This is a genomic window from Pedobacter rhizosphaerae, assembly GCF_900111155.1.
In the GTDB taxonomy this organism is placed as follows: domain Bacteria; phylum Bacteroidota; class Bacteroidia; order Sphingobacteriales; family Sphingobacteriaceae; genus Pedobacter; species Pedobacter rhizosphaerae.
The window spans coordinates 1-21,135 of record NZ_FOGG01000011.1; the positions used below are offsets into that span (position 1 = coordinate 1).

Annotated in this window: 20 protein-coding genes and 1 pseudogene; 11 read left to right on the forward strand and 10 right to left on the reverse strand. The window is 37.7% G+C overall.

Annotated elements, in window-relative coordinates; genetic code table 11:
• The 3 genes from BMX11_RS10545 to BMX11_RS10555 form a co-directional block, all read left to right on the forward strand.
• A partial coding sequence (locus tag BMX11_RS10545; RefSeq protein ID WP_217643820.1) for a hypothetical protein occupies positions 1-222 on the forward strand: 222 nt, incomplete at its 5' end.
• A 404-nt stretch (positions 223-626) separates the two neighbouring features.
• A complete protein-coding gene (locus tag BMX11_RS10550) occupies positions 627-1,667 on the forward strand; it encodes an LLM class flavin-dependent oxidoreductase (protein ID WP_090883996.1) in 1,041 nt (346 codons plus the stop codon).
• 597 nt (positions 1,668-2,264) lie between these two features.
• Positions 2,265-3,221 carry a zinc dependent phospholipase C family protein gene (locus BMX11_RS10555; protein ID WP_090883997.1) on the forward strand — a complete coding sequence of 319 codons (957 nt, stop codon included), beginning with the start codon at positions 2,265-2,267 and terminating at the stop codon, positions 3,219-3,221.
• 69 nt (positions 3,222-3,290) lie between these two features.
• Here BMX11_RS10555 and BMX11_RS10560 read toward each other — a convergent pair whose 3' ends face one another.
• The 10 genes from BMX11_RS10560 to BMX11_RS10605 all read right to left on the reverse strand — a co-directional run bounded on the left by BMX11_RS10560 (position 3,291) and on the right by BMX11_RS10605 (position 12,376).
• Positions 3,291-3,965 carry a VTT domain-containing protein gene (locus BMX11_RS10560; protein WP_090883998.1) on the reverse strand — a complete coding sequence of 225 codons (675 nt, stop codon included), beginning with the start codon at positions 3,963-3,965 and terminating at the stop codon, positions 3,291-3,293.
• Positions 3,966-4,030: 65 nt separating this feature from the next.
• On the reverse strand, positions 4,031-4,744 hold the full coding sequence (locus BMX11_RS10565; RefSeq protein ID WP_090883999.1) for a DUF4397 domain-containing protein: 714 nt from the start codon (positions 4,742-4,744) through the stop codon (positions 4,031-4,033).
• Positions 4,745-4,802: 58 nt separating this feature from the next.
• Positions 4,803-5,480: a DUF4397 domain-containing protein gene (locus tag BMX11_RS10570; protein ID WP_139180165.1), complete on the reverse strand. Its 678-nt coding sequence runs from the start codon at positions 5,478-5,480 to the stop codon at positions 4,803-4,805.
• Positions 5,481-5,567: 87 nt separating this feature from the next.
• Entirely contained in the window at positions 5,568-6,692 is a 1,125-nt protein-coding gene (gene dnaN / locus BMX11_RS10575; RefSeq protein ID WP_090884001.1) for a DNA polymerase III subunit beta, read from the reverse strand.
• Between the two features lie 33 nt (positions 6,693-6,725).
• Positions 6,726-8,411, reverse strand: a complete 1,686-nt coding sequence (gene gldG, locus BMX11_RS10580; RefSeq protein ID WP_175474532.1) for a gliding motility-associated ABC transporter substrate-binding protein GldG — start codon at positions 8,409-8,411, stop codon at positions 6,726-6,728.
• The gene (gene gldF, locus BMX11_RS10585) at positions 8,411-9,136 is read right to left on the reverse strand and encodes a gliding motility-associated ABC transporter permease subunit GldF (protein ID WP_090884002.1); all 726 of its coding nucleotides are present in this window, start codon (positions 9,134-9,136) and stop codon (positions 8,411-8,413) included. The genes gldG and gldF overlap by 1 nt, the downstream gene beginning before the upstream one ends.
• Positions 9,137-9,238: 102 nt before the next feature.
• Positions 9,239-9,775: a hypothetical protein gene (locus BMX11_RS10590; protein ID WP_090884003.1), complete on the reverse strand. Its 537-nt coding sequence runs from the start codon at positions 9,773-9,775 to the stop codon at positions 9,239-9,241.
• Between the two features lie 411 nt (positions 9,776-10,186).
• Entirely contained in the window at positions 10,187-10,732 is a 546-nt protein-coding gene (locus tag BMX11_RS10595; RefSeq protein ID WP_090884004.1) for a hypothetical protein, read from the reverse strand.
• 4 nt (positions 10,733-10,736) lie between these two features.
• Positions 10,737-11,444, reverse strand: coding sequence for an ATP-binding cassette domain-containing protein (locus tag BMX11_RS10600; RefSeq protein ID WP_090884006.1), 708 nt, complete (start codon positions 11,442-11,444; stop codon positions 10,737-10,739).
• Entirely contained in the window at positions 11,441-12,376 is a 936-nt protein-coding gene (locus tag BMX11_RS10605; RefSeq protein ID WP_090884008.1) for a glycerophosphodiester phosphodiesterase family protein, read from the reverse strand. The genes BMX11_RS10600 and BMX11_RS10605 overlap by 4 nt, the downstream gene beginning before the upstream one ends.
• Positions 12,377-12,813: 437 nt before the next feature.
• Between BMX11_RS10605 and BMX11_RS10610 the strand changes: the two genes are divergently transcribed.
• The 8 genes and pseudogenes from BMX11_RS10610 to BMX11_RS10645 all read left to right on the forward strand — a co-directional run bounded on the left by BMX11_RS10610 (position 12,814) and on the right by BMX11_RS10645 (position 20,877).
• A complete protein-coding gene (locus tag BMX11_RS10610; RefSeq protein WP_090884010.1) occupies positions 12,814-14,457 on the forward strand; it encodes a glycine--tRNA ligase in 1,644 nt (547 codons plus the stop codon).
• An 88-nt stretch (positions 14,458-14,545) separates the two neighbouring features.
• The gene (locus BMX11_RS10615; protein WP_090884012.1) at positions 14,546-15,241 is read left to right on the forward strand and encodes a 2'-5' RNA ligase family protein; all 696 of its coding nucleotides are present in this window, start codon (positions 14,546-14,548) and stop codon (positions 15,239-15,241) included.
• Between the two features lie 275 nt (positions 15,242-15,516).
• Positions 15,517-16,359: a DUF6252 domain-containing protein gene (locus tag BMX11_RS10620; RefSeq protein ID WP_139180166.1), complete on the forward strand. Its 843-nt coding sequence runs from the start codon at positions 15,517-15,519 to the stop codon at positions 16,357-16,359.
• A gap of 156 nt (positions 16,360-16,515) precedes the next feature.
• On the forward strand, positions 16,516-16,923 hold the full coding sequence (locus tag BMX11_RS10625) for a helix-turn-helix domain-containing protein (RefSeq protein WP_090884016.1): 408 nt from the start codon (positions 16,516-16,518) through the stop codon (positions 16,921-16,923).
• Positions 16,924-17,008: 85 nt separating this feature from the next.
• Positions 17,009-17,772 (forward strand): annotated as a pseudogene (locus BMX11_RS10630) (SDR family oxidoreductase).
• Positions 17,773-17,984: 212 nt separating this feature from the next.
• A complete protein-coding gene (locus tag BMX11_RS10635) occupies positions 17,985-18,674 on the forward strand; it encodes a CAP domain-containing protein (protein WP_090884287.1) in 690 nt (229 codons plus the stop codon).
• 132 nt (positions 18,675-18,806) lie between these two features.
• The gene (locus BMX11_RS10640) at positions 18,807-20,297 is read left to right on the forward strand and encodes a catalase (RefSeq protein ID WP_090884018.1); all 1,491 of its coding nucleotides are present in this window, start codon (positions 18,807-18,809) and stop codon (positions 20,295-20,297) included.
• Positions 20,298-20,385: 88 nt separating this feature from the next.
• On the forward strand, positions 20,386-20,877 hold the full coding sequence (locus BMX11_RS10645) for a GtrA family protein (protein WP_090884020.1): 492 nt from the start codon (positions 20,386-20,388) through the stop codon (positions 20,875-20,877).
• Positions 20,878-21,135 lie beyond the last annotated feature (258 nt).

Sequence of the window (21,135 nt, forward strand, 5' to 3'; positions counted from 1 at the left end):
ACAAAGGGACTCATACAAGCAAATAAATGTATGATAATGGCAGCAGTCGCTTACAATCTTAAAAAACTATTAAGGTTTACAGTACGTAAAAACCAGCTTAAGTATGTGGCTAAAGCCGTTTTGGCAAAAAACATAAGCAATAGTGTAGAGAAAATTTATTTACGCGTATTAAATACTTTGGATGTATGTAAATACCAATTTATTTCCATAGTACACCTTTAATAAATAATCAAACTGAAAACAAATGAACCAGAGACATAAAAGGTTGGGATGATTAGTTAATGTTGTGCAACGGCCACCCAAGCCAAAAGAAAGAGCCCTTCCGGCGGTGAGGAAAAGGAAACTATTAGGTCGTAGCGAAACGCTACCAATGCTATTAACTTAAGCTAAACGCTGTCTGAGCCTGTCGAAGACCTTCTTGATAAGTTGAAAACTAAAATGGATTACCCTTCGACATGCTACAAGGATGACAATCCATTTTAGTTTTCTCCTTGAGTTAATAGCATTGGAGACGCTACAACCAGAAAGGAGCAGTATGCAGTTAAATAAACTATCCGCCTTTTCTTACCATACATCAAAATTAAATCAAACCTCAATCCTTATTTTTGTTAAAATTATTTAAGCGTATGGAATTAGGTATTGGTATGTTTGGCGATTTGCAGGTGAGTGCATCAGGCGAAATTCAGCCCGCTCAGCAAAGATTACAAGAGATTATTGAAGAAATTAAACTCATGGATGAAGTGGGTTTAGATTTTTATGGCATCGGAGAACACCATCGTCCGGATTATGCTGTATCCAGTCCTGAAATTATTTTAGCAGCTGCCGCTACCGTTACCAAAAACATTAAACTAAGCAGTGCCGTTTCTGTATTGAGTTCATCAGATCCTGTTAAACTTTATCAAAACTTTGCTACCATCGACCTTATATCCAATGGCAGAGCAGAGTTAATGGCTGGCCGTGGAAGTTTTATTGAATCTTTTCCATTATTTGGCTTTAACCTTCAAGATTACGACCAACTGTATGAGGAAAAGCTAGATTTACTGCTAAAAATAAATAAAGAACCTAAAATTACCTGGAAAGGTAAATTCAGGCCGGAACTGGTTAATCAGGAAGTTTTACCCAGACCTGTTAACAACAATTTAAAAATCTGGGTAGCTGTTGGGGGCACACCAGAATCTGTTGAAAGAGCTGGTAGATTGGGGCTACCCGTAATGTTCGCCATTATTGGTGGTCAACCCATACAATTTAAACCGTTATTCGATTATTACAAACGCGTTTATGAAGCTTACGGCCACGATATGAATAAATTCGAAGTGGGTGTTCACATGCACTCCCTATTTGGCGAAAACAGCGCAGAAACATCCGAATATTATTATCCGCTTTATGCTGCACAAATGAACAGGGTTGGCAAAAGCCGAGGATGGCCACCTTACCAACGCAGCCAGTTTGATATGGGCAGAGGTAGCGGTGGTGCTTTGATTATTGGAGATTCCAATGAAGCTATCGACAAGATATTGGCCATGCAGGAAACTTTTGGCTTAACCAGATTTTCAGCCCACATGGATGTTGGTGGCCCTTCTCATGCTGCGATGATGAAATCAATTGAAATTTTTGGAACGAAAATAGTCCCTGCGGTTAGAAAGGCACTGGGGGTTGAGGTGGTTTAATTGTTTAATTGCCGAATTGTTTAATTGCTTAACTGAAAATTGTGTGGGGGCTAATTTTTCTACCACCTAAGGCATCTTAGGCAATTAAGGATGTTTTGGGCGGTGGTCTTTCCGCCTTTTACTTGCACCCAAACTTCTGACTTCCCGACCTCGGACTTTCGGACTATCTCACCACCTAAGGCATCTTAGGCACTTAAGGATGTTTTAGGCGGTGGTCTTTCCGCCCTTTACTTTGCACCCAAACTTCTGACTTCCCGACCTCGGACTTTCGGACTATCTCACCACCTAAGGCATCTTAGACACCTAAGCATGTTTTGGGCGGTGGTCTTTTTACTTTCAACTTTAAACTTTCAACATTCCACTTCTTAATCTGCACCTAACCTCTGACTTTCCGACCTCGGACTTTCGGACTATCTCACCACCTAAGGCATCTTAGGCACTTAAGGATGTTTTGGGCGGTGGTCTTTCCGCCCTTTACTTTGCACCCAAACTTCTGACTTTCCGACCTCGGACTTTCGGACTATTTTTCCATCGGGGTGGGCATTGGCTTTTTTCACTTTCAACCTCAAACTTCTAACTTTTTCCCTATCTTCAATCATGAAAAGATTAACGCGCTGTATTACGTTAATCATCCCACTATTTTTTTGTACCTCATGGGGGGTCTTTGCTCACCAAAGGATTAATAAACTGGCTATTTTTACGCTTCCATCGGGTATGATTGCCTTTTATAAGCAGCAGGCAAAATATATTACCGAACATGCTGTAGATCCCGACAAGCGGCGGTATGCTGATTCACTGGAAGCGCCACGGCATTATCTCGATGTTGAAAATTACGAGCAAAATATAGACAGCATACCTGAAAAATGGAAAGATGCACTGGCCAGGTATGGCCAAAAGCGACTCCAGGCAAATGGTATAGTACCCTGGCAAATTCAAAGAACTTATTACAGCCTAGTTAAGGCATTTCAAACAAGAGATTCCATTAAAATATTAAAGTACTCAGCAGATTTAGGTCATTACATTGGCGATGCACATGTACCACTACACACCACAGCTAATCACAATGGGCAATTAACAAATCAGGTTGGTATCCATGCCTTTTGGGAAAGCAGATTACCCGAATTATTTTCAGATCGTTATAATTTTGTAGTTGGAAAAGCAGTTTACATAGAAAACCCGCTTAAAGAAGCCTGGAAAATCCTTAAACATACCCACCAGCTGGTAGATACTGTGCTCCGCTTTGAAGCCGAGTTAAATTCATCTTTCCTCTCCGATCAAAAATATAGCTTCAGCGAAAAAAACAATCAGGTAATGAAACAATATTCAGTTGCCTATTCCAAAGCTTATCATGATAAGATGAAGAATATGGTTGAGAAACAAATGCGTTCCGCTATAATTGCCATAGGTTCCTTTTGGTTTTCGGCCTGGGTAGATGGCGGACAGCCCACCTTAAAAGGACTAATTAAAACTGAACTTCTTTCTGAAGAAATAAAAGAGGCATCAGTACTAGATAAGAAGTTTAAAAACGACAAAATTATCGGGCGAGAATTTTAATATTTTCCATTAATAAAAAAGCCTAATAATGATTACACTATTAGGCTTTTGATGGAAAAAGTTTAAAAATTAATCTTTAACTTCTAAAATCTCTTCTATTTTTTTAGGTTGCATTCTGCTCTTAATGGCTGCCCAAATTGCAGGTACAAAGGTTACCACTGCAATGGTAATAATCACCACTTCGAAATTATTTTTAATAATTGGAATTTGTCCAAGTAAAAATCCACCAACCAATAAGGCAAAAATCCAGGTAATTCCACCAATTACATTAAAGAAAGTAAATCTTCCAAAAGGCATTTTAGCAATACCCGCAACGAAAGGTGCAATGGTTCTGAAAATTGGCAAAAATCTGCTCAACATAATTGCTTTACCACCATGTTTTTCAAAAAACTCGTGAGACTGGTGGTAGTATTTAAGTTTTAAGATCTTATTTTTCTCTTTGAAAACACCCGCTCCTAACACACTACCCAATTTGTAATTGAGTGTATTTCCAGCTATTGCGGCAACAATTAGAATCAATAGCATTAACCAAATGTTAAGACCAGTATTTCCGCCTGCAATTAAAGCACCCATAGCAAAAAGCAATGAATCGCCCGGTAAGAACGGTGTAATAACAAATCCAGTTTCTGCAAAAATGATTAGAAATAAAATAAGGTAAGTCCAGGTTTGATAATCGCGAACGATTACGGCTAAGTGAACATCGATATGGGCTATAAAATCCCAAAGCTGCTGTAGTAATTCCAAGTTATCTGATTTTGGGCAAAAGTATGAATATGAAAAGGATTTTAATTCACAGGTAAGTAAATATATTAGTTAGACTGAATTAAGCGCATTTGAAGTTCACTCGCTTTATTACCATCAAGCAAAACAGTATAAACTCTTCCTTTACTAATGGCAATTTTCTTCACAGTGGTTCCTGCAGAGTCTAAGGAATCTACCGGCTTCTGCGTGGCTATAGGATTCGTTAAATCAAAAAATATTTTTGTTGCTTTGGTAACCTTTATTTTATAGGTTACTCTATTTCCATAAGCCAAAGTAAAGGGAGCAAATGCATTTCCTGCATCTTTTACTTGAATAGTATTAGATCCCAGCATATAACCCAGATTTATGAAAGTGAGTTTAGCAGAATCTAAATCTTTTTTCACATCATCTTTAAAAACAAGTAATGAAGCCGAGTCTGTTGGTGATTTTCGGGTATAAAAAATCGAATAATGTGCCCCAATGTCAAACTTTTGATCAACAGATGCCACAACAGGAGTTGTATTAATCCTCCTTGAAGTAATTTTATAGGTTGAATCGCCGGCAACCACTATGTAATTACTATTAGATCCGTATACTGTAGAGTTTCCTGACTGAATTCCATTCAAGTAAAAATTTTGAGTGGTATCAGTTATCGCAATTTGAAAATACCTGACTTTTGCATCACCAGCAATAAAATTTTCATTTTTACTACACGCTACAAAACATAAGGCTAATCCGAATAATGAAAATATGCTGGTAAATATAAATGATCTGCTTTTCATAAAAAGTCTGTGTACTATAAAAACGTAAAGATAGCACAAAGCATATTAAGTTATTAAATTAATTATCGGTAATGATGTGTGCTTCCAGTGTGGCAGAAGTATTACCACTAAACCAAATGGTATAAATCTTTCCTCCCTCCAGCAGCGTACCATCTATAGTTTTAACATTACCCGAACCTACTACAGTATATCTTAGATTGCTGCCGGCCTCTACCGCAAAATAATTTGAAGCTTCTTTATATAACAGCGCATTCACAAATTGTATGCCTGCCTGTACGCTCACATTAATACCGGTTCCAAATGTGGGTGTGAGATTAATGAGCTTTATTTTGGCCTTCCCGGCTTCCGTGTTGCTTAAATTATCTTCGTAGCTCACAATTTCACGTTCTCCAGCCCTATTATTGGTTAAGAAAACCGTGTAAACAATTGATGGCGTAAAATTTAAGGTTCCGGTAGTCGCTACGTTATTAGCACCCATAAAAGAAAGATTTCTGCTTCCAGAAAAAAGCTTTACATATTCACTGGATTCACCAAATGCAAGTGCTGTGGTCGTTTTCTTTTCACTATCTACGTAAACATCCTGATGAAATTCTGTTAACACGGCGTTAACCAGTTTCACTCTGGTTTCTCCTTTCACCACAACATCAGGATCATGCTTTTTACACGAACTAAGCTGTATGGAGGCTATAATTAAACAGATAATAATTTGAGTTGAGCAGTTAGTAAAGATTTTCATAGGTTGTTGTATTTGGTTGTAAACAGCAATGGCTTGGTCAAAAACCAAGCCATTTTATGTTAAAAAACTAAAAGAGTAGTTTATTTATTAGTAACTGTTGTTTAACATAACAGGCATTACCAACATTAATACATCCTCGTTCTCGTCATTTGTTTGTGGAATTAACAAGCCCGCTCTGTTAGGCGTAGAAAGTTCTAAAGTAACTTCTTCTCCGCTCAAATTGTTTAGCATTTCTATTAAGAAACGTGCATTGAAGCCTATTTCCAAATCTTCACCGTCATATTGACAACTTAAACGTTCGTGTGCTTCGTTCGCGAAATCTAGATCTTCTGAAGAAATATTCAGTTCACTTCCGTTAATTTTTAACCTTACCTGGTGTGTAGTTTTATTTGCAAAAATAACTACACGTCGCAAAGTATTTAAGAATAATCCTCTGTCAATCACCAACTTGTTTGGATTGTTTTGAGGAATAACCGCCTCGTAATCTGGATAGCGTTCGTCTATTAAACGACACACCAGGTTAATATTTTCAAATTTAAAAAATGCACTTGTAGCATTATAATCAACGGAAACATTAATGTCTGTTGAAGGTAACGCAGCTTTTAAAAGTGTTAATGCCTTTTTAGGTAAAATAAACGATGCAGCTTTATCAGCTTTGCTATCCATTCTGCGGTAACGTACCAGTTTATGTGCATCTGTTGCAACAAAAGTAATATGCTGAGGAGACAACTGACAGAAAACACCTGTCATTGCCGGACGAAGCTCATCATTACTTACCGCAAAAATTGTTTTGGTAATCGCTTCAGTAAGTACTGATGCAGGCAAATTAACTGATGAAGCGTTTTCTACCACAGGAATTTTTGGAAAATCATCTCCATTTTCTCCACTCAACTTATATTTACCGTCACCTGCACTAATCTCGATAGCGAAAGTGCTATCATCAATGTTAAAAGCTATAGGCTGATCTGGTAAAGTTTTTAAAGTATCTAATAAAATTTTTGATGGAACAGCTACCTTGCCTTCTTCCTTTGATTCTACAGGTAAAGCTGTAGTCATGCTGGTTTGCAAGTCGGTTGCAGAGATAGTCAAGTTTCCGTCTTTAATCTCAAATAGAAAATTTTCTAATATTGGTAAAACCGTACTGCTGCTTGATGCACCATTTACAGTTTGTAGATGTTTTAATAAAGTTGATGTGGATACAATAAATCTCATGATATCATTAAGTCTTCTTCAAAAATATAAAAATTATTTAGCGTACTTGTACTTGCGGTAATAATGTTGAAAAATTGCAAAGAATATTAACAAAAGCAAAGGAGCGATTACATTTATAAACTGCCATTTCGTCTTTTCGATCTTAATTTTGCCTTTATCCATTAATCTAATCTTCACTTCTTTATCTCGAAGGCTGATTAAATTATCTTCATCGGTAAAATAGTCAATTATATTTAACAAAAGGGCTTTATTTCCATATGTTCTTTGGGTGTAACGGTCATATCCCAGCGGCAAAGGCGAGCCATCTTTCTCTACAACCTGATTTTTAAACACATCGCCATCCCCAATTACGATCATTTTTGCGGATTTACCCGATGCCACTGTGGTATAAGGTGCGGTAATTCCCGCCGGTAATGGTCGGCCGGCAAAAACCGAAGGGAAGCTACCTTCCAGCAATACGGCAACATTTTTAGGCACATTTCTAAATAACCTGGGGTCTGGTTGTTCTGCAACCATTTGCAAACTGAACATTTTAGGAAGCTCAAAAACGCGATTAAATGCTGAGGTACTCAGCAGGTAAGATTTAGATAGGCCTTTTGCCCCAATGGTGTCAACAGTACTTGGAAATTCTGTTTTCACCCCATCAAGCTTCTTAACAACACTTTGAGCGGTATCTGGCAATACGATAGGATAATAAAACCAGGGAAGCAACTGAATCTGGCTTTGCCCCCCAACTGCTCCCGTGGATACAGGAATCTCTGCACAATTTGCCGGATCTGCAATTACATTATAGTTAATCCTTGCTCCATACATGAAAAGCATATCATCCAGGTTTAAATTCTGGTTAACTACCATTTGGCCAGCTTTTCCCCTCAAACTATCCAGCTCTGCAGTGACCTGATCAATACTCCACAACACTCTTCCGCCATTCATAACGAAATAGTTTATCTTGTACTTTTCTGTTTCGGTGAATGCATTTTTCGGTTTAGCAATTACCAGCACTTTCAATTTATCAAGCCCCTCTTTATCAATGGTTTTTAAATCTACTCTCCCTACTAGATAACCATTGGAAAGGCTTCTAATGGCATCAAATAACTGCATATCGCTGAGTTCGCCGTTCCCCTCCGAAAAGCCAATGCGTGGGTTATTTCCGGTAATAACCTTCTTTAAACTCGAAGTAAAAACATATTCCAGGTTTTCGATGGAGCGATTGATATTATTTTCATAACTACCGGCAGCATCTAAATTTTGAAGCAGTTTAACAGGTAGCAACTTACCATCACTTTCTATCATGGCCATCGGGAAAACAAGCTTTTGTGTTAAGCCTGCTTCTGTTTTAACGCTTAAGTTGGTAGCTTCAATCCCTTGTTCGTATAAATTATTGATAACCGTATCCTGGTCTGCGGCGCTTAATCCTTTCAGGGGATCAACAAAAACAACTTTAATTTCCTTTGAAGAATAAGCACTATAATCTGCTAAAAGATCTCGCACACCTTTTTGAAGCCTTTTAAAGGGGGGTGGAAGTGCTCCATCTAAGAATACGGTAACGGTGACCGGTTTTTGATTATTTTCCAGTAGCTTTTTTGTCTTGTCATTTAAAGTGAATCGCTTATCACTTGTAAAATCGAAGCGGTGATAAAAGTAACCTCCCAATAGGTTAATTAAAAATAATGCTATGATTACAGCTAAAGGATTTACCCATTTCCTATTTTTCATCATTACCTTTTCCCTCCCATAATCAGTTGTGTAGCTAACAGGAATAGCGACGCAAAGGTGATAAAGTAAATTAAATCGCGAGTATCTAACACCCCCCTGCTGATGGACAAATAATGTGCATTAATACCTAGATTGGTAATAGTAGTTTCGATATACTGCAAGCTTAAAATTTGGCTCGAATAGTCGAAGCCTAGAAAAGCAAAGGCACATAAAGCGGCAGCAATCACGAAGGATATAATCTGATTTTTAGTTAATGCTGAAGAAAAAATCCCAATGGCAGTAAATGATGATCCAAGTAAAAAAAGGCCGACATATGAACCAATTACGGCTCCGGTATCTACATTCCCTTCCGGAAAGCCCAATCGTGAAACTGAAAAATAATACACTAAGGTTGGGATTAATGCAAAAAGAACCAGCGTTAAACTGGATAAGTATTTTGCCAGTACAATTTGCCAGAGCGTGATGGGTTTAGTAACCAATAGTTCATAAGTTCCCTCTCTTCTTTCCTCTGCAAACGACCGCATGGTAATGGCAGGGATTAAAAACATGAACAAATAAGGTACCAGGCTAAAATAGCCGCTTAAATCAGCATAACCATACTCCAGTAGTGAAGTATCAGGAAAAAACCAAAGCAGAAGGCCTGACACCAGCAGAAAGACAGCGATAGTAATATAGGCTACCATCGAACTTAAGAAACTGAATAACTCGCGTTTAAAAACTGCGTACATAGGCGGTAAAAATGCCGAAGTTACTCAATTATTACTGCAAAATAAATTTCATAAAAAAAGCCCCCAATTTCTTGGAGGCTCTTAAACTAAAATTCGTTTTTCTTATAGTCCGAAAGCAAATGCTGCACGGATGCCGATGAATGAAGATGTGCCATTTTTTGACCATCCTTCATAACGAACACCTAAATCAAGTGCTGATTTATCGCTCACTGCGAATGATGTTCCTAAAGTTGGTGCATATACAAATGCAGTACCACTACCTTCATCTGTACCGAATACAGCACCAAGCTCTGCAGCTCCATAGAAGTTACCACCAAAATAATATTTCGCACCAGCTTTCACGGGAACAAATCCTGGATTAGAAACTTCTAAACCTAATGCTTTGAATGCATCTTTATATTCCTTTTTGTAACCTAATGAAATATAACCAGCAGATGCTGTTAAATTTAAAGAAGGAGCTACATTAAATTCTGCTTGTACAGAACCACCGTAACCTAAGTTGAAAGCTTCGCCAGCATCTCCTACAGGAAATAAAAATTCGGGTCCAACACTAATTTTGTTAACTGCGCCTTCTGTTTGAGCTGAAGCTGCAAAGCCTAAACCTGCAACCATTAATAGAGAAAGTAATACTTTTTTCATTGTGATTTGTTAATTATTGATGTTTAAAATTATATATTTCGGCTATTTTGACAAGACTCATGCCAAAAAGTTACAAGCACGCCCGAAAACGCAACTAACCAACTGAAATACATAATATTACACACATAAAACGATCGTTATTAAAGAAACAAAATCATTTCCGAAATAAAAAAACGTCTATGTAATAGGACAGCCACACAATTAAGGGGAATAAATAAAAAATCCCTGCTACAAATGTAACGAGGACCATATAATCAAACATTGAGCTGTTCTTAACAAACTCAAAACAAGACATCCACAACAAAAAATCAAATAGGAGAGTCAAAATAATTAAATTATAAAATATGGGGAGATGATTACTCTATTCGGGAAATAAAATCCCTCTAAACTAATGTAATAAAAGTAATGCGGCTACAGTCCAAACACATAGCCAAAGCGAATACCCACAAATCCTTTAGAACTGGCAGAATTGATTACAGAAACACGTTCAGTTTGACCAGACCAGGCTTCATAACGTATGCCCAGGTCTAATTTATTTCCATTCGTCAATTTAAAAAAATTGCCAATACCAGGAGACCACACAAAAAGAGTTTTTTGTCCATTTTTTAGCGGAACCGCAGCCCCCACTTGTCCTTCAGCATAGAATCCATCACTTACCTGATATTTCAATCCTATTTTGGCTGGCAGATAAGTCAGGTCCTGCAAACTTACTACCTGGCTACTTCTTCCGAAAAAATTCATTAACCCACCATTTAGCGTCAAAGTAAATGTTTCACTTACTGGCAAGTCTGCTTTCACAGCAGCACCTAAACCAATCCCGGATACGTTTGAAAAATTGCCTGAAGGAAGACCGAATTCTGCTGAAACACCAATATTAGCGGTGTTTTGGGCGTTAACCTGAAATGAAATAACGAATAAAATACAAAGGGTAAAAGTGCTGGTTAATCTTGTGATCATTGAATTATGCCGTAAGTTTTCTAAAAATGTCTTCTAAAGAATTAGATTGATGTGTTTTTTTGATTCCTTCAATTGAATCATTGGCTACGATTTTTCCTTTGTTAATGATAATAATATCATCGCAAATCGCTTCTACTTCTTGCATAATGTGTGTAGAAATAATCACTGTTTTATCTCTTCCTAAGGTTTTAATCAAAGCCCGGATATCTACCAGTTGATTGGGATCTAAACCAGAGGTAGGTTCATCTAAGATCAGTACTTCCGGATGATGGATAATGGCCTGGGCTAAACCAACACGCTGCTTATATCCTTTAGATAAAGCACCAATTTTTTTATGCTGTTCGGGTGTCAGGCCCACTGTTTTAATCACCTCTTCTACCCTGGCGTTTAAATTAGGCACATTATAAGTTTGTCCAATAAATTTTAAAAACTCTTTCACATACATATCCAGGTAAAGAGGGGTATTTTCTGGAAGATAACCGATGTGCCTTTTAGCTTCGAGAGCCTCTTTTTGAACATCCTTTCCAGAAATGTATGCCTCCCCTGATGTAGGCTCTAGGTAGCCCGTTAGCATTCGCATAGTGGTGGATTTCCCTGCACCATTTGGTCCCAAAAAACCCAAAATACGACCTGGCTTACCCTCGAAACTAATAGCGTCTACGGCTTTTTGTTTGTCGTAATGTTTAGAAAGATTTTTTACTGAAATACTCATTTTATAGTTCTACTAATTACGTGGGTTGAACTTAACTTTTTATTATACCTGAATTTATCTAATTCTTCTGCTGCCTGTGGCAAGTTATCACCCGATAACATATCGGCCCCATTATTAACCAAATGATAATAGACCATTTTTGCAGGGCTAGTTTTTGCACTTCTGTCTAAGTTACCCATAGTACCTAAAATAGTGGTAATCCCTCTTTCATGGAGAAATTGGTACCATTTTTTATCTGGAGCGCTTACGCCTACAAAAGCCACAATCCTGTTATCAGGGATACCTAGATTATTAAGCCGCTTCAACTCTGATTTTTTCTGTACAGAGGCTGAGATCATTAAATCTGGGGCTAAACGATGAACTTCCTGTGCCTGATTGGCATTATAAGTAATAATGATTGAATTGCTCTCTACCTTGTATTGCCTTACTTTCTCGATTACTTTTGCATAGGAAACACCTTTCTTTAAATCAATCGTGAGTAACACCTTTCCTTTGCTCCAGCTTAAAACACTATCTAAGGTAGGTATCTTGAAAGCAGTTTCTTTACCCTCATTATCTTTCAAATTGAAGGCTTTCAATTCTTCATAAGTATAATTACCAATTGCTCCCTTCCCTGTAGATGTTCTGTCGAGCTTATCATCATGCATAATCACCATTACCGAATCTTTACTATAAGCGATATCAAACTCTATCACAACCGGATTATAAGTAGTTGCATTTTCAAAAGTTTCGATACAGTTTTCCGGATAACCAGGCATTGGGCCTCCGCGATGGGCACTGATGAGTGGAAAGCGACCTTCAGGCGTCCATTTTAAAAATTGATATAATTCCTTGGTATCATTAAACTGAATGTAATGATGGGTTTTCTCTTCCTGTTTGCAAGATGCAAAGAGTGCAATAGCAGATAAAAATAGAATCTGATGAAATTTCATGAACCAAAAGTAAGGGAAATATTGTTTAAGTGTTTAATCGCTTAACTGTTTAATTGTTTAATTGCAAACCGCATAGACGGCTAATTGGTCACCACCTCAGGCACCTAAGAAGCTTTTTAAACCTTGATTTTAAGTTTCACCTTCTGACTTCCTAACCTCGGACCTCCGACTTTCCGACCCCGGACTTTCCGACTATTTTTCACCACCTAAGGCACCTTAGACACCTAAGTAGGTTTTGAACCTTGAATTTAACTTTTCACTTTCAACTTCATCTTCTGACTTCCCGACCCCGGACCTCCGACTTTTTCACTTTCAACTTTTCACTTTCAACTTCATCTTCCGACCCCAGACCCCGGACCTCCGACTTTCCTACCCCGTACTTTCCAGCTATTTTTCCCTCTAGTCTTTCAACTCAAAATAATTATCTTTGCTGCACTATGGCTCAAAAGAATAACGACGAACAATTTAAAAATGTAATATCCCATGCCAAAGAATACGGATTTGTGTTCCAAAGCAGTGAAATATATGACGGCTTAAGTGCTGTTTACGATTACGGACAATTAGGTGCCGAATTAAAAAACAACATTAAAACATATTGGTGGAAAGCCATGGTGCAGATGCATGAAAATATTGTAGGTATTGATTCTGCTATATTTATGCACCCTAAAGTTTGGAAAGCCAGCGGTCACGTAGATGGTTTTAACGACCCGATGATCGACAATAAAGATTCTAAGAAACGTTATCGTGCCGACCAGTTATTGGAGAATAAGATTGATGAATTATATTCAGAATTAGCCAATTTCAGTGCAGAAAACAGAGCAAAATTTGAGGCTTTCCAACAAAATATTCTTTCTTTTAGCGATGAAGATCAGGCCAAGTGGATTTCTGGTTTCAAAAATGAAACTGAAGCCTTAGATCAAGCCCAATATCCTTTCGTTGAAGAAGCAAGCTGGAAATTTGTTAAAAAAGGTTTAGCACTTGAAGTGGAAATGAATCTTGCACTTAAATCGGAAAACTTAGCGCAGCTGAAAGATTTAATTGTTGATTACAAAGTAATTTGCCCGATTTCAAAAACTTCAAACTGGACAGATGTTCGTCAGTTTAACCTGATGTTTAGCACCCAATTTGGTGCTATGGCAGAAGGCAGTGATGAAGTTTATCTTCGTCCGGAAACTGCACAGGGTATTTTCGTTAACTTTTTAAATGTTCAAAAATCTGGAAGGATGAAAATTCCTTTTGGTATTGCGCAAATTGGTAAGGCGTTTAGAAACGAAGTAATTGCCCGCCAGTTCATTATGCGTATGCGTGAGTTTGAACAAATGGAAATGCAATTTTTTGTTCGCCCAGGTGAGGACAAAAAATGGTTTGAATACTGGAAAGAAGCCCGTTTGAAATGGCACCAGGCTTTAGGTACTTCACCTGAAAAATATCGTTACCATGATCATGTTAAGCTAGCACACTACGCTAATGCTGCAACAGATATTGAGTTTGAATTCCCATTCGGATTTAAAGAAGTTGAAGGAATTCACAGCCGTACAGATTTCGATTTAACACAACACCAGGAGTATTCTGGCAAGAAACTTCAGTATTTCGATAATGATTTAAACGAAGAAGGCAAACCTTATGGAAATTATGTTCCTTACGTCATTGAAACCTCAATCGGCTTAGACCGTATGTTCTTGTTAACGATGATTAATGCTTTTGAAGAACAAGATTTAAGCACTGAAGAAAAACAGGATAGTCGTACTTTATTACGTTTACACCCTGCACTGGCACCATACAAAGTAGCTGTTTTCCCGTTAACCAAGAAAGATGGTTTACCAGAAAAAGCGCGTGAAATTATGGATACTTTGAAATTTGATTTCAACTGTATTTATGAAGAAAAAGACGCTATTGGTAAACGTTATCGTCGTCAGGATGCCATTGGCACCCCTTTCTGCATCACAGTAGATCATCAGAGTTTAGAGGATAATACGGTAACCATCCGTCATCGCGACAGCATGGAGCAAGAACGTATTGCCATTGCCGATTTAGGTAACATTGTGGGCAAAGCTGTAAGCTGGAGAACTTTATTAGCTTAAATCATAAAATAACGCTGAATCATGTTCAGCATTAATATAGGATATAGTCGCAGGCAAAACCTGCGACTTTTTTGTGCCAAATAAAATAATGAACCTCACTGAACATTACGATAAACTTTACGCTGATTCTGTTGCCAAAATTGCTTCAGAAAACTATGAAACAGATCAGTTAATTGATTCCAAATCAGATAATCGCTTTGGGATTACCCTGGTTATCAGACCCGATGAACATACAAAAAACAACATACAAACATTTTTAACCGAACTTAAAAATATTGATCCGAATCAATATTTCTACACCAACGAAGATATTCATATCACCCTGATGTCTATCATTTCCTGTTATGATGGCTTTAACGTTAACGATATTTTAATTGACGATTATATCAAACTAATTAAAGTAGCCATTGGTAAACAAGAAGCTTTTAAAATCCAATTTAAAGGTATTACTGCCTCCCCTTCCTGCATTTTAATTCAAGGTTTTTTAACGGAAACGCTAAACGAGATCAGAGACAAACTTCGGTTTACTTTTAAAAATGCTACGCTTCAGCAAAGCATTGATACACGCTACACTATACAAACTGCTCATTCTACAGTGGTTCGCTTTCGCAAAGCCCTTCAAAACATACCCCACTTTCTTCAGGTACTAGAAAAATATAGAGATTTTGACTTTGGAACCTTTGAGGTAAAAAAAATAGAGCTGGTACATAATGATTGGTATCAAAGAGCGGAATTTGTAAGAAAGCTATATGATTTTGAGCTTTCTGAACCTCATGCTCGTTAGAAGCGCTTGATCTTGTAAACTATTTAGCGCGGTTATAAAAAAAGTTTACAGTAAAATAGTTTACACTCTTTGTAAACTATTTAGTGCGGGCACAAAAAAAGTTTACAGCAAGAAAGTTTACATCAAAAACGTTTACCCGCCTGTAGAGAAATAGCTTAATAAAGGGATTGCAGATTATTGCTGTAAGCAAGGGATAAGTTATTGTAAAAAAATCTCCTTATCTTCGTGCTAACCAAACATTTATTGCGCTCATGAATAAGCCAAAATCTTTACTAATGGCATTTTTATGCCTTTTATTTACCACTTCTTGTAATAAAAAGATCGATTATCACCCTGAATGGGATGTATCTATTATGAGTGGAAAAGTTGATGGAGTATTATTACAATGCTCATCTGCATCGGCACAAACTTTTGTTGTGGGAGCAAAAAAAACACTTCAAATAATTGGCAATAAGGGTAGCAGTGGTTTCAGCATTATGATTGATGATTTCAAAGGGGCAGGCACTTATAATTTATCTGATCAAAATCTGGCAACTTACCTTTTAGGTACTTCAGGATTGCAAGATGCATATTTAAGTAGTTCATCCGGATCGGTAAAAATTACCAGTTACACAGAGAAGCAAATTAAAGGTGTTTTTGAATTTAAAGGACAAAATATAGTAAGTTTAAATACCAAAAACATTACCGAAGGGCAGTTTACCATCAACCTGGTACCTGTAAAAATTCCGGAAACCAATAGCGGCACCAATAACTTAAGTGCGAAAATAGATGGGGTAACAACCGGATTTACCGGCGAAGGGATATCTACTGCTTCTCCTGTAGGCAACTTACTTTCTATTGTGACTGCAAATGGAGAGAAGAGAATAATACTATCGGTTATAGGGTATAAAGGAGCCGGCACATATGACCTTGCCAATGATGGAACTGGTGCCTATATGAAAGATCAAACGGCTACAGGCTCATTTTCAGCAGAAACAGGGACTTTAGTAGTTTCCAGTGATGCTGGTGGCAAGATAAAAGGAACATTTTCATTTAAAGCTCCTAACGAAGATTATAGGATACAAACTACAGTAAATGTTACTGATGGTACTTTTGACTTGCCCTTCAGCAAGAAATAGCAACTTATAGAACCGGCCGTTGATTTGTCTAAATCAGCGGCTTTTTTATTGCAGGAAACGATCAAAAAGTTCATAATGCCAGCGTCATAAACAGCAATCAAATTTCTTATTCATTTGTTGCCAGGTTATATTTGTTTAAACGTCAATCCATCAACAATGAAAATCCCACAGAAATTCTTTGCACGCCAACACGAAATTGCTGCTGACTTTTTAAAGGAATTAGATAAGCACCTTGATGATATTGTTTCGGGAAGAGCCACAGAAATGTTTGAAGTTAGAGATTTTGCTGATCTGATACATGTTCATCCTACTCACTTAAGCAATACGATTAAATCTGCTACAGGCCATTCTCCCTGTTACTTTTTCGAAGAGCGTTTAATGGAAATTTCAAAATCAATGCTACAAAATGTAAGTATGCCTATTGCAGAAATAGCCAGAACACTAACTTACGATCCTTCTAATTTTACCAAGTTTTTTAAGCACTTTTCAGGCCAAACGCCAAAGCAGTATAGAGAAAGCTATTTCCAATCTTTAGCATCAAAAAAGGAAATTGTCACCATATAAAACTTAAACTGTCACCATTTTAACTTAACTACTCACCATTTTTCCTAGCCATTGTCGTCTAATTTTGTTATTAAATTAAAAGACAATGGAAACACAAAATAAAATTGCCCTTGTAACTGGTGGAAGCCGGGGATTAGGAAAAAATGCTGCTTTAAAATTGCGGCTAAAGGGATTGATGTAATTGTAACCTATCAATCCAAAAAAGAAGAGGCTGAACACACTGTTGAGGAAATTAAAAAACTTGGTGCCAATGCTGCAGCCCTGCAGCTAGATGTTGCTGATGCTAAAAGCTTTGGTTCTTTTTTTGAAGAATTGAAGGCGATCTTAAAATCTGTATTTAACAAAGACAAGTTTGATTTCCTGGTTAATAATGCCGGAGTTGGTGCGCATGCTTCATTTGCCGAAACTACTGAAGAACAATTTGATCATTTGGTGAACATTCACTTTAAAGGTGCTTTCTTTTTAACCCAAAAAGCGCTTGCCATGCTCAATGACGGTGGGGCTATTATTAACATTTCTACCGGATTAGCCCGTTTTTCACTTCCTGGCTATGCCGCTTATGCCTCAATGAAAGGTGCAATGGAAACCTTAACTAAATACCAGGCGAAGGAACTGGGTTCAAGAGGCATTAGATCAAACATTGTGGCTCCGGGTGCAATTGAAACGGATTTCAGTGGTGGCGCGGTTCGGGATAATGCAGATTTAAATAAGGTTATTGCCAGCCAGACTGCCCTGGGCCGTGTAGGTTTACCAGATGATATTGGCGGTGTAATTGCATTTTTATGCACGGAAGATGCAAGATGGATCAATGCTCAACGCATTGAGGCTTCGGGTGGTATGTTTTTGTAATTGGGTTGCGGGTTGAGTGTTATGGGGCAAAGGCCGGAATGGTATTTTCCAAAAATCTAACGCACGACCCGCAACTTGCAATTTTATATGTAGCTAAAGCGCTGTAACGGTAAGTGGTTAAACACTTAACCTACAACACGCAACTCCTAACTAATTTTAAACCCGACGAAAATAAAAAGGTATCCTTTGGCGTTATTCTTGAAAATCGTCCCATGTTTAAGCTTCTCCTCCCGTTTTTTATAATCTTATCTTCTTGTTTTACTGTGTTTGCACAAAGGTGGACTGATGCAGAATTCCGTAAGGCCAATACCGCGGCCAATGCTTCTTATTTAACTAATGAGGAAAAGAATATTGTTTTATACATGAACCTGATCCGCCTGGATGGCGAGAAATTTTATTACACTTTTTTAGAAGATTATTTTAATACTTACAACGCCAAGGTGAGAAAGTACAGAAACTATAATGAACTTCGAATTACGCGTAATAACCCTTATTATATATCTCTTCTCAAACATTTACGTGGGGTAAAAAATCTTCCGATGTTCTACCCAGACGAGCGACTTAGCCTGTTAAGCCGAAATCATGCGGCAGATCTTAATCGAAATAATTTAGAAAGTCATGAGAGTAGTAATGGAGATAAATTTAACAAAAGGCTGTCCAGGTATTTCCCGAACAAGGCCATGAGTGAAAATATTGATTTTGGCTATTCCAATAGTCTTGATATTGTGTGCCACCTCTTGCTGGATTGTGGAGTGCCTTCTTTGGGGCATAGATTTAACCTCCTTGATCAAAAATATAAATTGAATACGGTTGGCGTAAGCATTCAGCCGCATCCATCTTACAGCTGGTGTGCGGTAATTGATTTTGTTTCGCAACCTATATTTTACACCGAGAATCAGTAAAATTTCTTAAATTCAACCATTTGGTAAAACATTCAGTCTTATCACTAATATCGATACCATAATAGAAAATAACTGTTTGTTTTAACCGCTTTATAAGCCCAATTTTACCAGCGCAAAACTTATTCCTTAAATATGAGCGAAAAGAAAAAACTCACTACTGCTTCAGGTATTCCCTATGCCAATAACGAAGATAGCTTAACTGCCGGACCCCGCGGACCGATATTGATTGAAGATTTCATTCTGCACGAAAAAATGGCTCACTTTAATCGTGAACGTATTCCGGAGCGGGTGGTACATGCTAAAGGTTCTGGTGCTTATGGTACATTTACGGTTACCCATGATATTACGCCATATACCAGAGCAAAACTTTTCTCTGAAATTGGAAAGCAAACAAAAACATTTTTACGGTTTTCAACCGTAGGTGGAGAAAAAGGTTCTGCAGATAGCGAACGTGATCCCCGAGGATTTGCAGTTAAATTTTATACTGAGGATGGCAATTGGGACCTGGTTGGTAACAACACCCCGGTTTTCTTTGTTAAGGACCCTAAAAAATTTGGCGATTTTATTCATACGCAAAAACGCGATCCTCAAACCAATATGAAAAGCCCCACCATGATGTGGGATTTTTGGAGCTTAAATCCGGAGAGTTTGCACCAGGTTTTAATTTTGATGAGCGATAGAGGAACGCCATTTTCTTACCGCCATATGGATGGTTTTGGAAGTCATACCTTTTCGTTTTACAACAATAAGCAGGAACGTTTTTATGTAAAGTTTCATTTTAAAACGAAACAAGGGATACAAAACTTCAGCAATGAGGAGGCGGCGCAAATGAAAGCGCAAGATCCCGATCATGCACAGCGCGATTTGTTTGAATCCATTGAAAACGGAGAATTTCCAAAATGGACGCTTTACATACAGGTTATGCCTTTCGAGCAAGCCAAAACCTACCACATTAATCCATTCGATTTAACAAAGGTTTGGCCGCATGGCGATTATCCACTGATTGAAGTTGGAGAATTAGAACTCAATGAAAATCCAGATAATTATTTTGCACATGTAGAGCAGGCTGCATTTGCTCCAGCACATGTGGTGGATGGCATATATTACTCGCCAGACAAAATGTTGCAGGGCAGAATATTATCTTACCCAGATGCGCAGCGTTATCGCTTAGGGGCAAATTATGAGCAAATTCCGGTTAACCGTTGTCCGTTTGCCGTAAACAACTATCAAAGGGATGGTTTAATGCGTGTAGATGGAAATGGCGGCGCAAATCCCAATTATTTCCCGAACAGTTTCGACAATATTGAAGCCGACAGCCACTATAAACAAGCTGCCTGGCCGCTAGATTCTTTATTAGCCGATCATTACGATAGAAATGCCGAAGGAGAAAACGACCATTACACCCAACCGGGAAATTTGTATCGTTTGATGGACTTTGAGGCAAAACAGCATACCGTTAAGAATATTGTAAGCGCCATGGGCGGAATTACAGGGCCAAAGAAAGATGAAATCATCAATCGTCAGCTTTGCCATTGGTTTAGGGCCGACATGAGCTTAGGATTAGCGATTGCAAAAGGCTTAGAACTCAATTTAGAGAAAGCAATGGAAAGCATGAACCATTAAATTACATCAGCTAAAAAAGCGTCTTTAAATTTCAAGACGCTTTTTTAGCTTTAAACAATTACCTTTGCCCAAACATCAAGAATAATCAATGCGCAAAGCCATTTTAGCCTTTATAGATTTTTTCTACCCTCCTTTTAAAAAATATATTTCCCTTCATAATTTCAGGTATCTGGCTACTGGTGGCAGTACATTCGTTTTAGGGCAGGTAATTTTCTATATTGCTTATAACTATTTATTTTTAAACGACTTAAAATATCTAGACTTTACTATAAGTCGTAATTCGATATCACTGGCCGTCGAATTTGCTGTGGTTATTCCATATAGCTTCATTTTAAACAAGTACATCATATTTACGCATAGCGAGGTAAAATCACGGGTTCAGTTATTTCGTTTTTTAAACCTACAACTCATTAATATGTTGTTAAATTATGTGTTGATGAAAGGATTTACCGATATTCTTAATATTTATCCAACCATCTCCAGATTAATTGTCGGGGTTAGTATTGCAGGATTTAGCTATATCTATCAGCATTACTTTACTTTCAGTGTTAAAAAATTCGGAAAGAAAAATAAACATTAATACTGAGAAGCGTTTTACTGTCCCATTTGCACTTAATTTACGTTCATAAACCCGATTGTAGCGAAAATACTTTTTGTTGTATTTCTTGTTCTTCTAATGGTGCATGCTCACAAAAAGATTGCAGCGAAAGCGGGACCCAACGAAACCGAAAAGCACTGCCCTTGCTTTTCAGAATATTTTAAAACCTTTATTAAACTTTATTTACCTGGTCCTGTTAAATATAACGGTAAGCTCCTTGCTTTGATTGAACCAACATCC

Bases quoted from the DNA above. Each gene is read 5' to 3' on its own strand.
- BMX11_RS10590 (WP_090884003.1), bottom strand. From the start codon at position 9,775: ATGAAAAAAGTATTACTTTCTCTATTAATGGTTGCAGGTTTAGGCTTT.
- gldG (WP_175474532.1), bottom strand. From the start codon at position 8,411: ATGATGAAAAATAGGAAATGGGTAAATCCTTTAGCTGTAATCATAGCA.
- BMX11_RS10640 (WP_090884018.1), top strand. From the start codon at position 18,807: ATGAGCGAAAAGAAAAAACTCACTACTGCTTCAGGTATTCCCTATGCC.
- BMX11_RS10555 (WP_090883997.1), top strand. From the start codon at position 2,265: ATGAAAAGATTAACGCGCTGTATTACGTTAATCATCCCACTATTTTTT.
- BMX11_RS10600 (WP_090884006.1), bottom strand. From the start codon at position 11,444: ATGAGTATTTCAGTAAAAAATCTTTCTAAACATTACGACAAACAAAAA.
- BMX11_RS10565 (WP_090883999.1), bottom strand. From the start codon at position 4,744: ATGAAAAGCAGATCATTTATATTTACCAGCATATTTTCATTATTCGGA.
- BMX11_RS10635 (WP_090884287.1), top strand. From the start codon at position 17,985: ATGTTTAAGCTTCTCCTCCCGTTTTTTATAATCTTATCTTCTTGTTTT.
- dnaN (WP_090884001.1), bottom strand. From the start codon at position 6,692: ATGAGATTTATTGTATCCACATCAACTTTATTAAAACATCTACAAACT.
- gldF (WP_090884002.1), bottom strand. From the start codon at position 9,136: ATGTACGCAGTTTTTAAACGCGAGTTATTCAGTTTCTTAAGTTCGATG.
- BMX11_RS10625 (WP_090884016.1), top strand. From the start codon at position 16,516: ATGAAAATCCCACAGAAATTCTTTGCACGCCAACACGAAATTGCTGCT.
- BMX11_RS10605 (WP_090884008.1), bottom strand. From the start codon at position 12,376: ATGAAATTTCATCAGATTCTATTTTTATCTGCTATTGCACTCTTTGCA.
- BMX11_RS10620 (WP_139180166.1), top strand. From the start codon at position 15,517: ATGGCATTTTTATGCCTTTTATTTACCACTTCTTGTAATAAAAAGATC.
- BMX11_RS10615 (WP_090884012.1), top strand. From the start codon at position 14,546: ATGAACCTCACTGAACATTACGATAAACTTTACGCTGATTCTGTTGCC.
- BMX11_RS10550 (WP_090883996.1), top strand. From the start codon at position 627: ATGGAATTAGGTATTGGTATGTTTGGCGATTTGCAGGTGAGTGCATCA.
- BMX11_RS10570 (WP_139180165.1), bottom strand. From the start codon at position 5,480: ATGAAAATCTTTACTAACTGCTCAACTCAAATTATTATCTGTTTAATT.
- BMX11_RS10595 (WP_090884004.1), bottom strand. From the start codon at position 10,732: ATGATCACAAGATTAACCAGCACTTTTACCCTTTGTATTTTATTCGTT.
- BMX11_RS10610 (WP_090884010.1), top strand. From the start codon at position 12,814: ATGGCTCAAAAGAATAACGACGAACAATTTAAAAATGTAATATCCCAT.
- BMX11_RS10645 (WP_090884020.1), top strand. From the start codon at position 20,386: ATGCGCAAAGCCATTTTAGCCTTTATAGATTTTTTCTACCCTCCTTTT.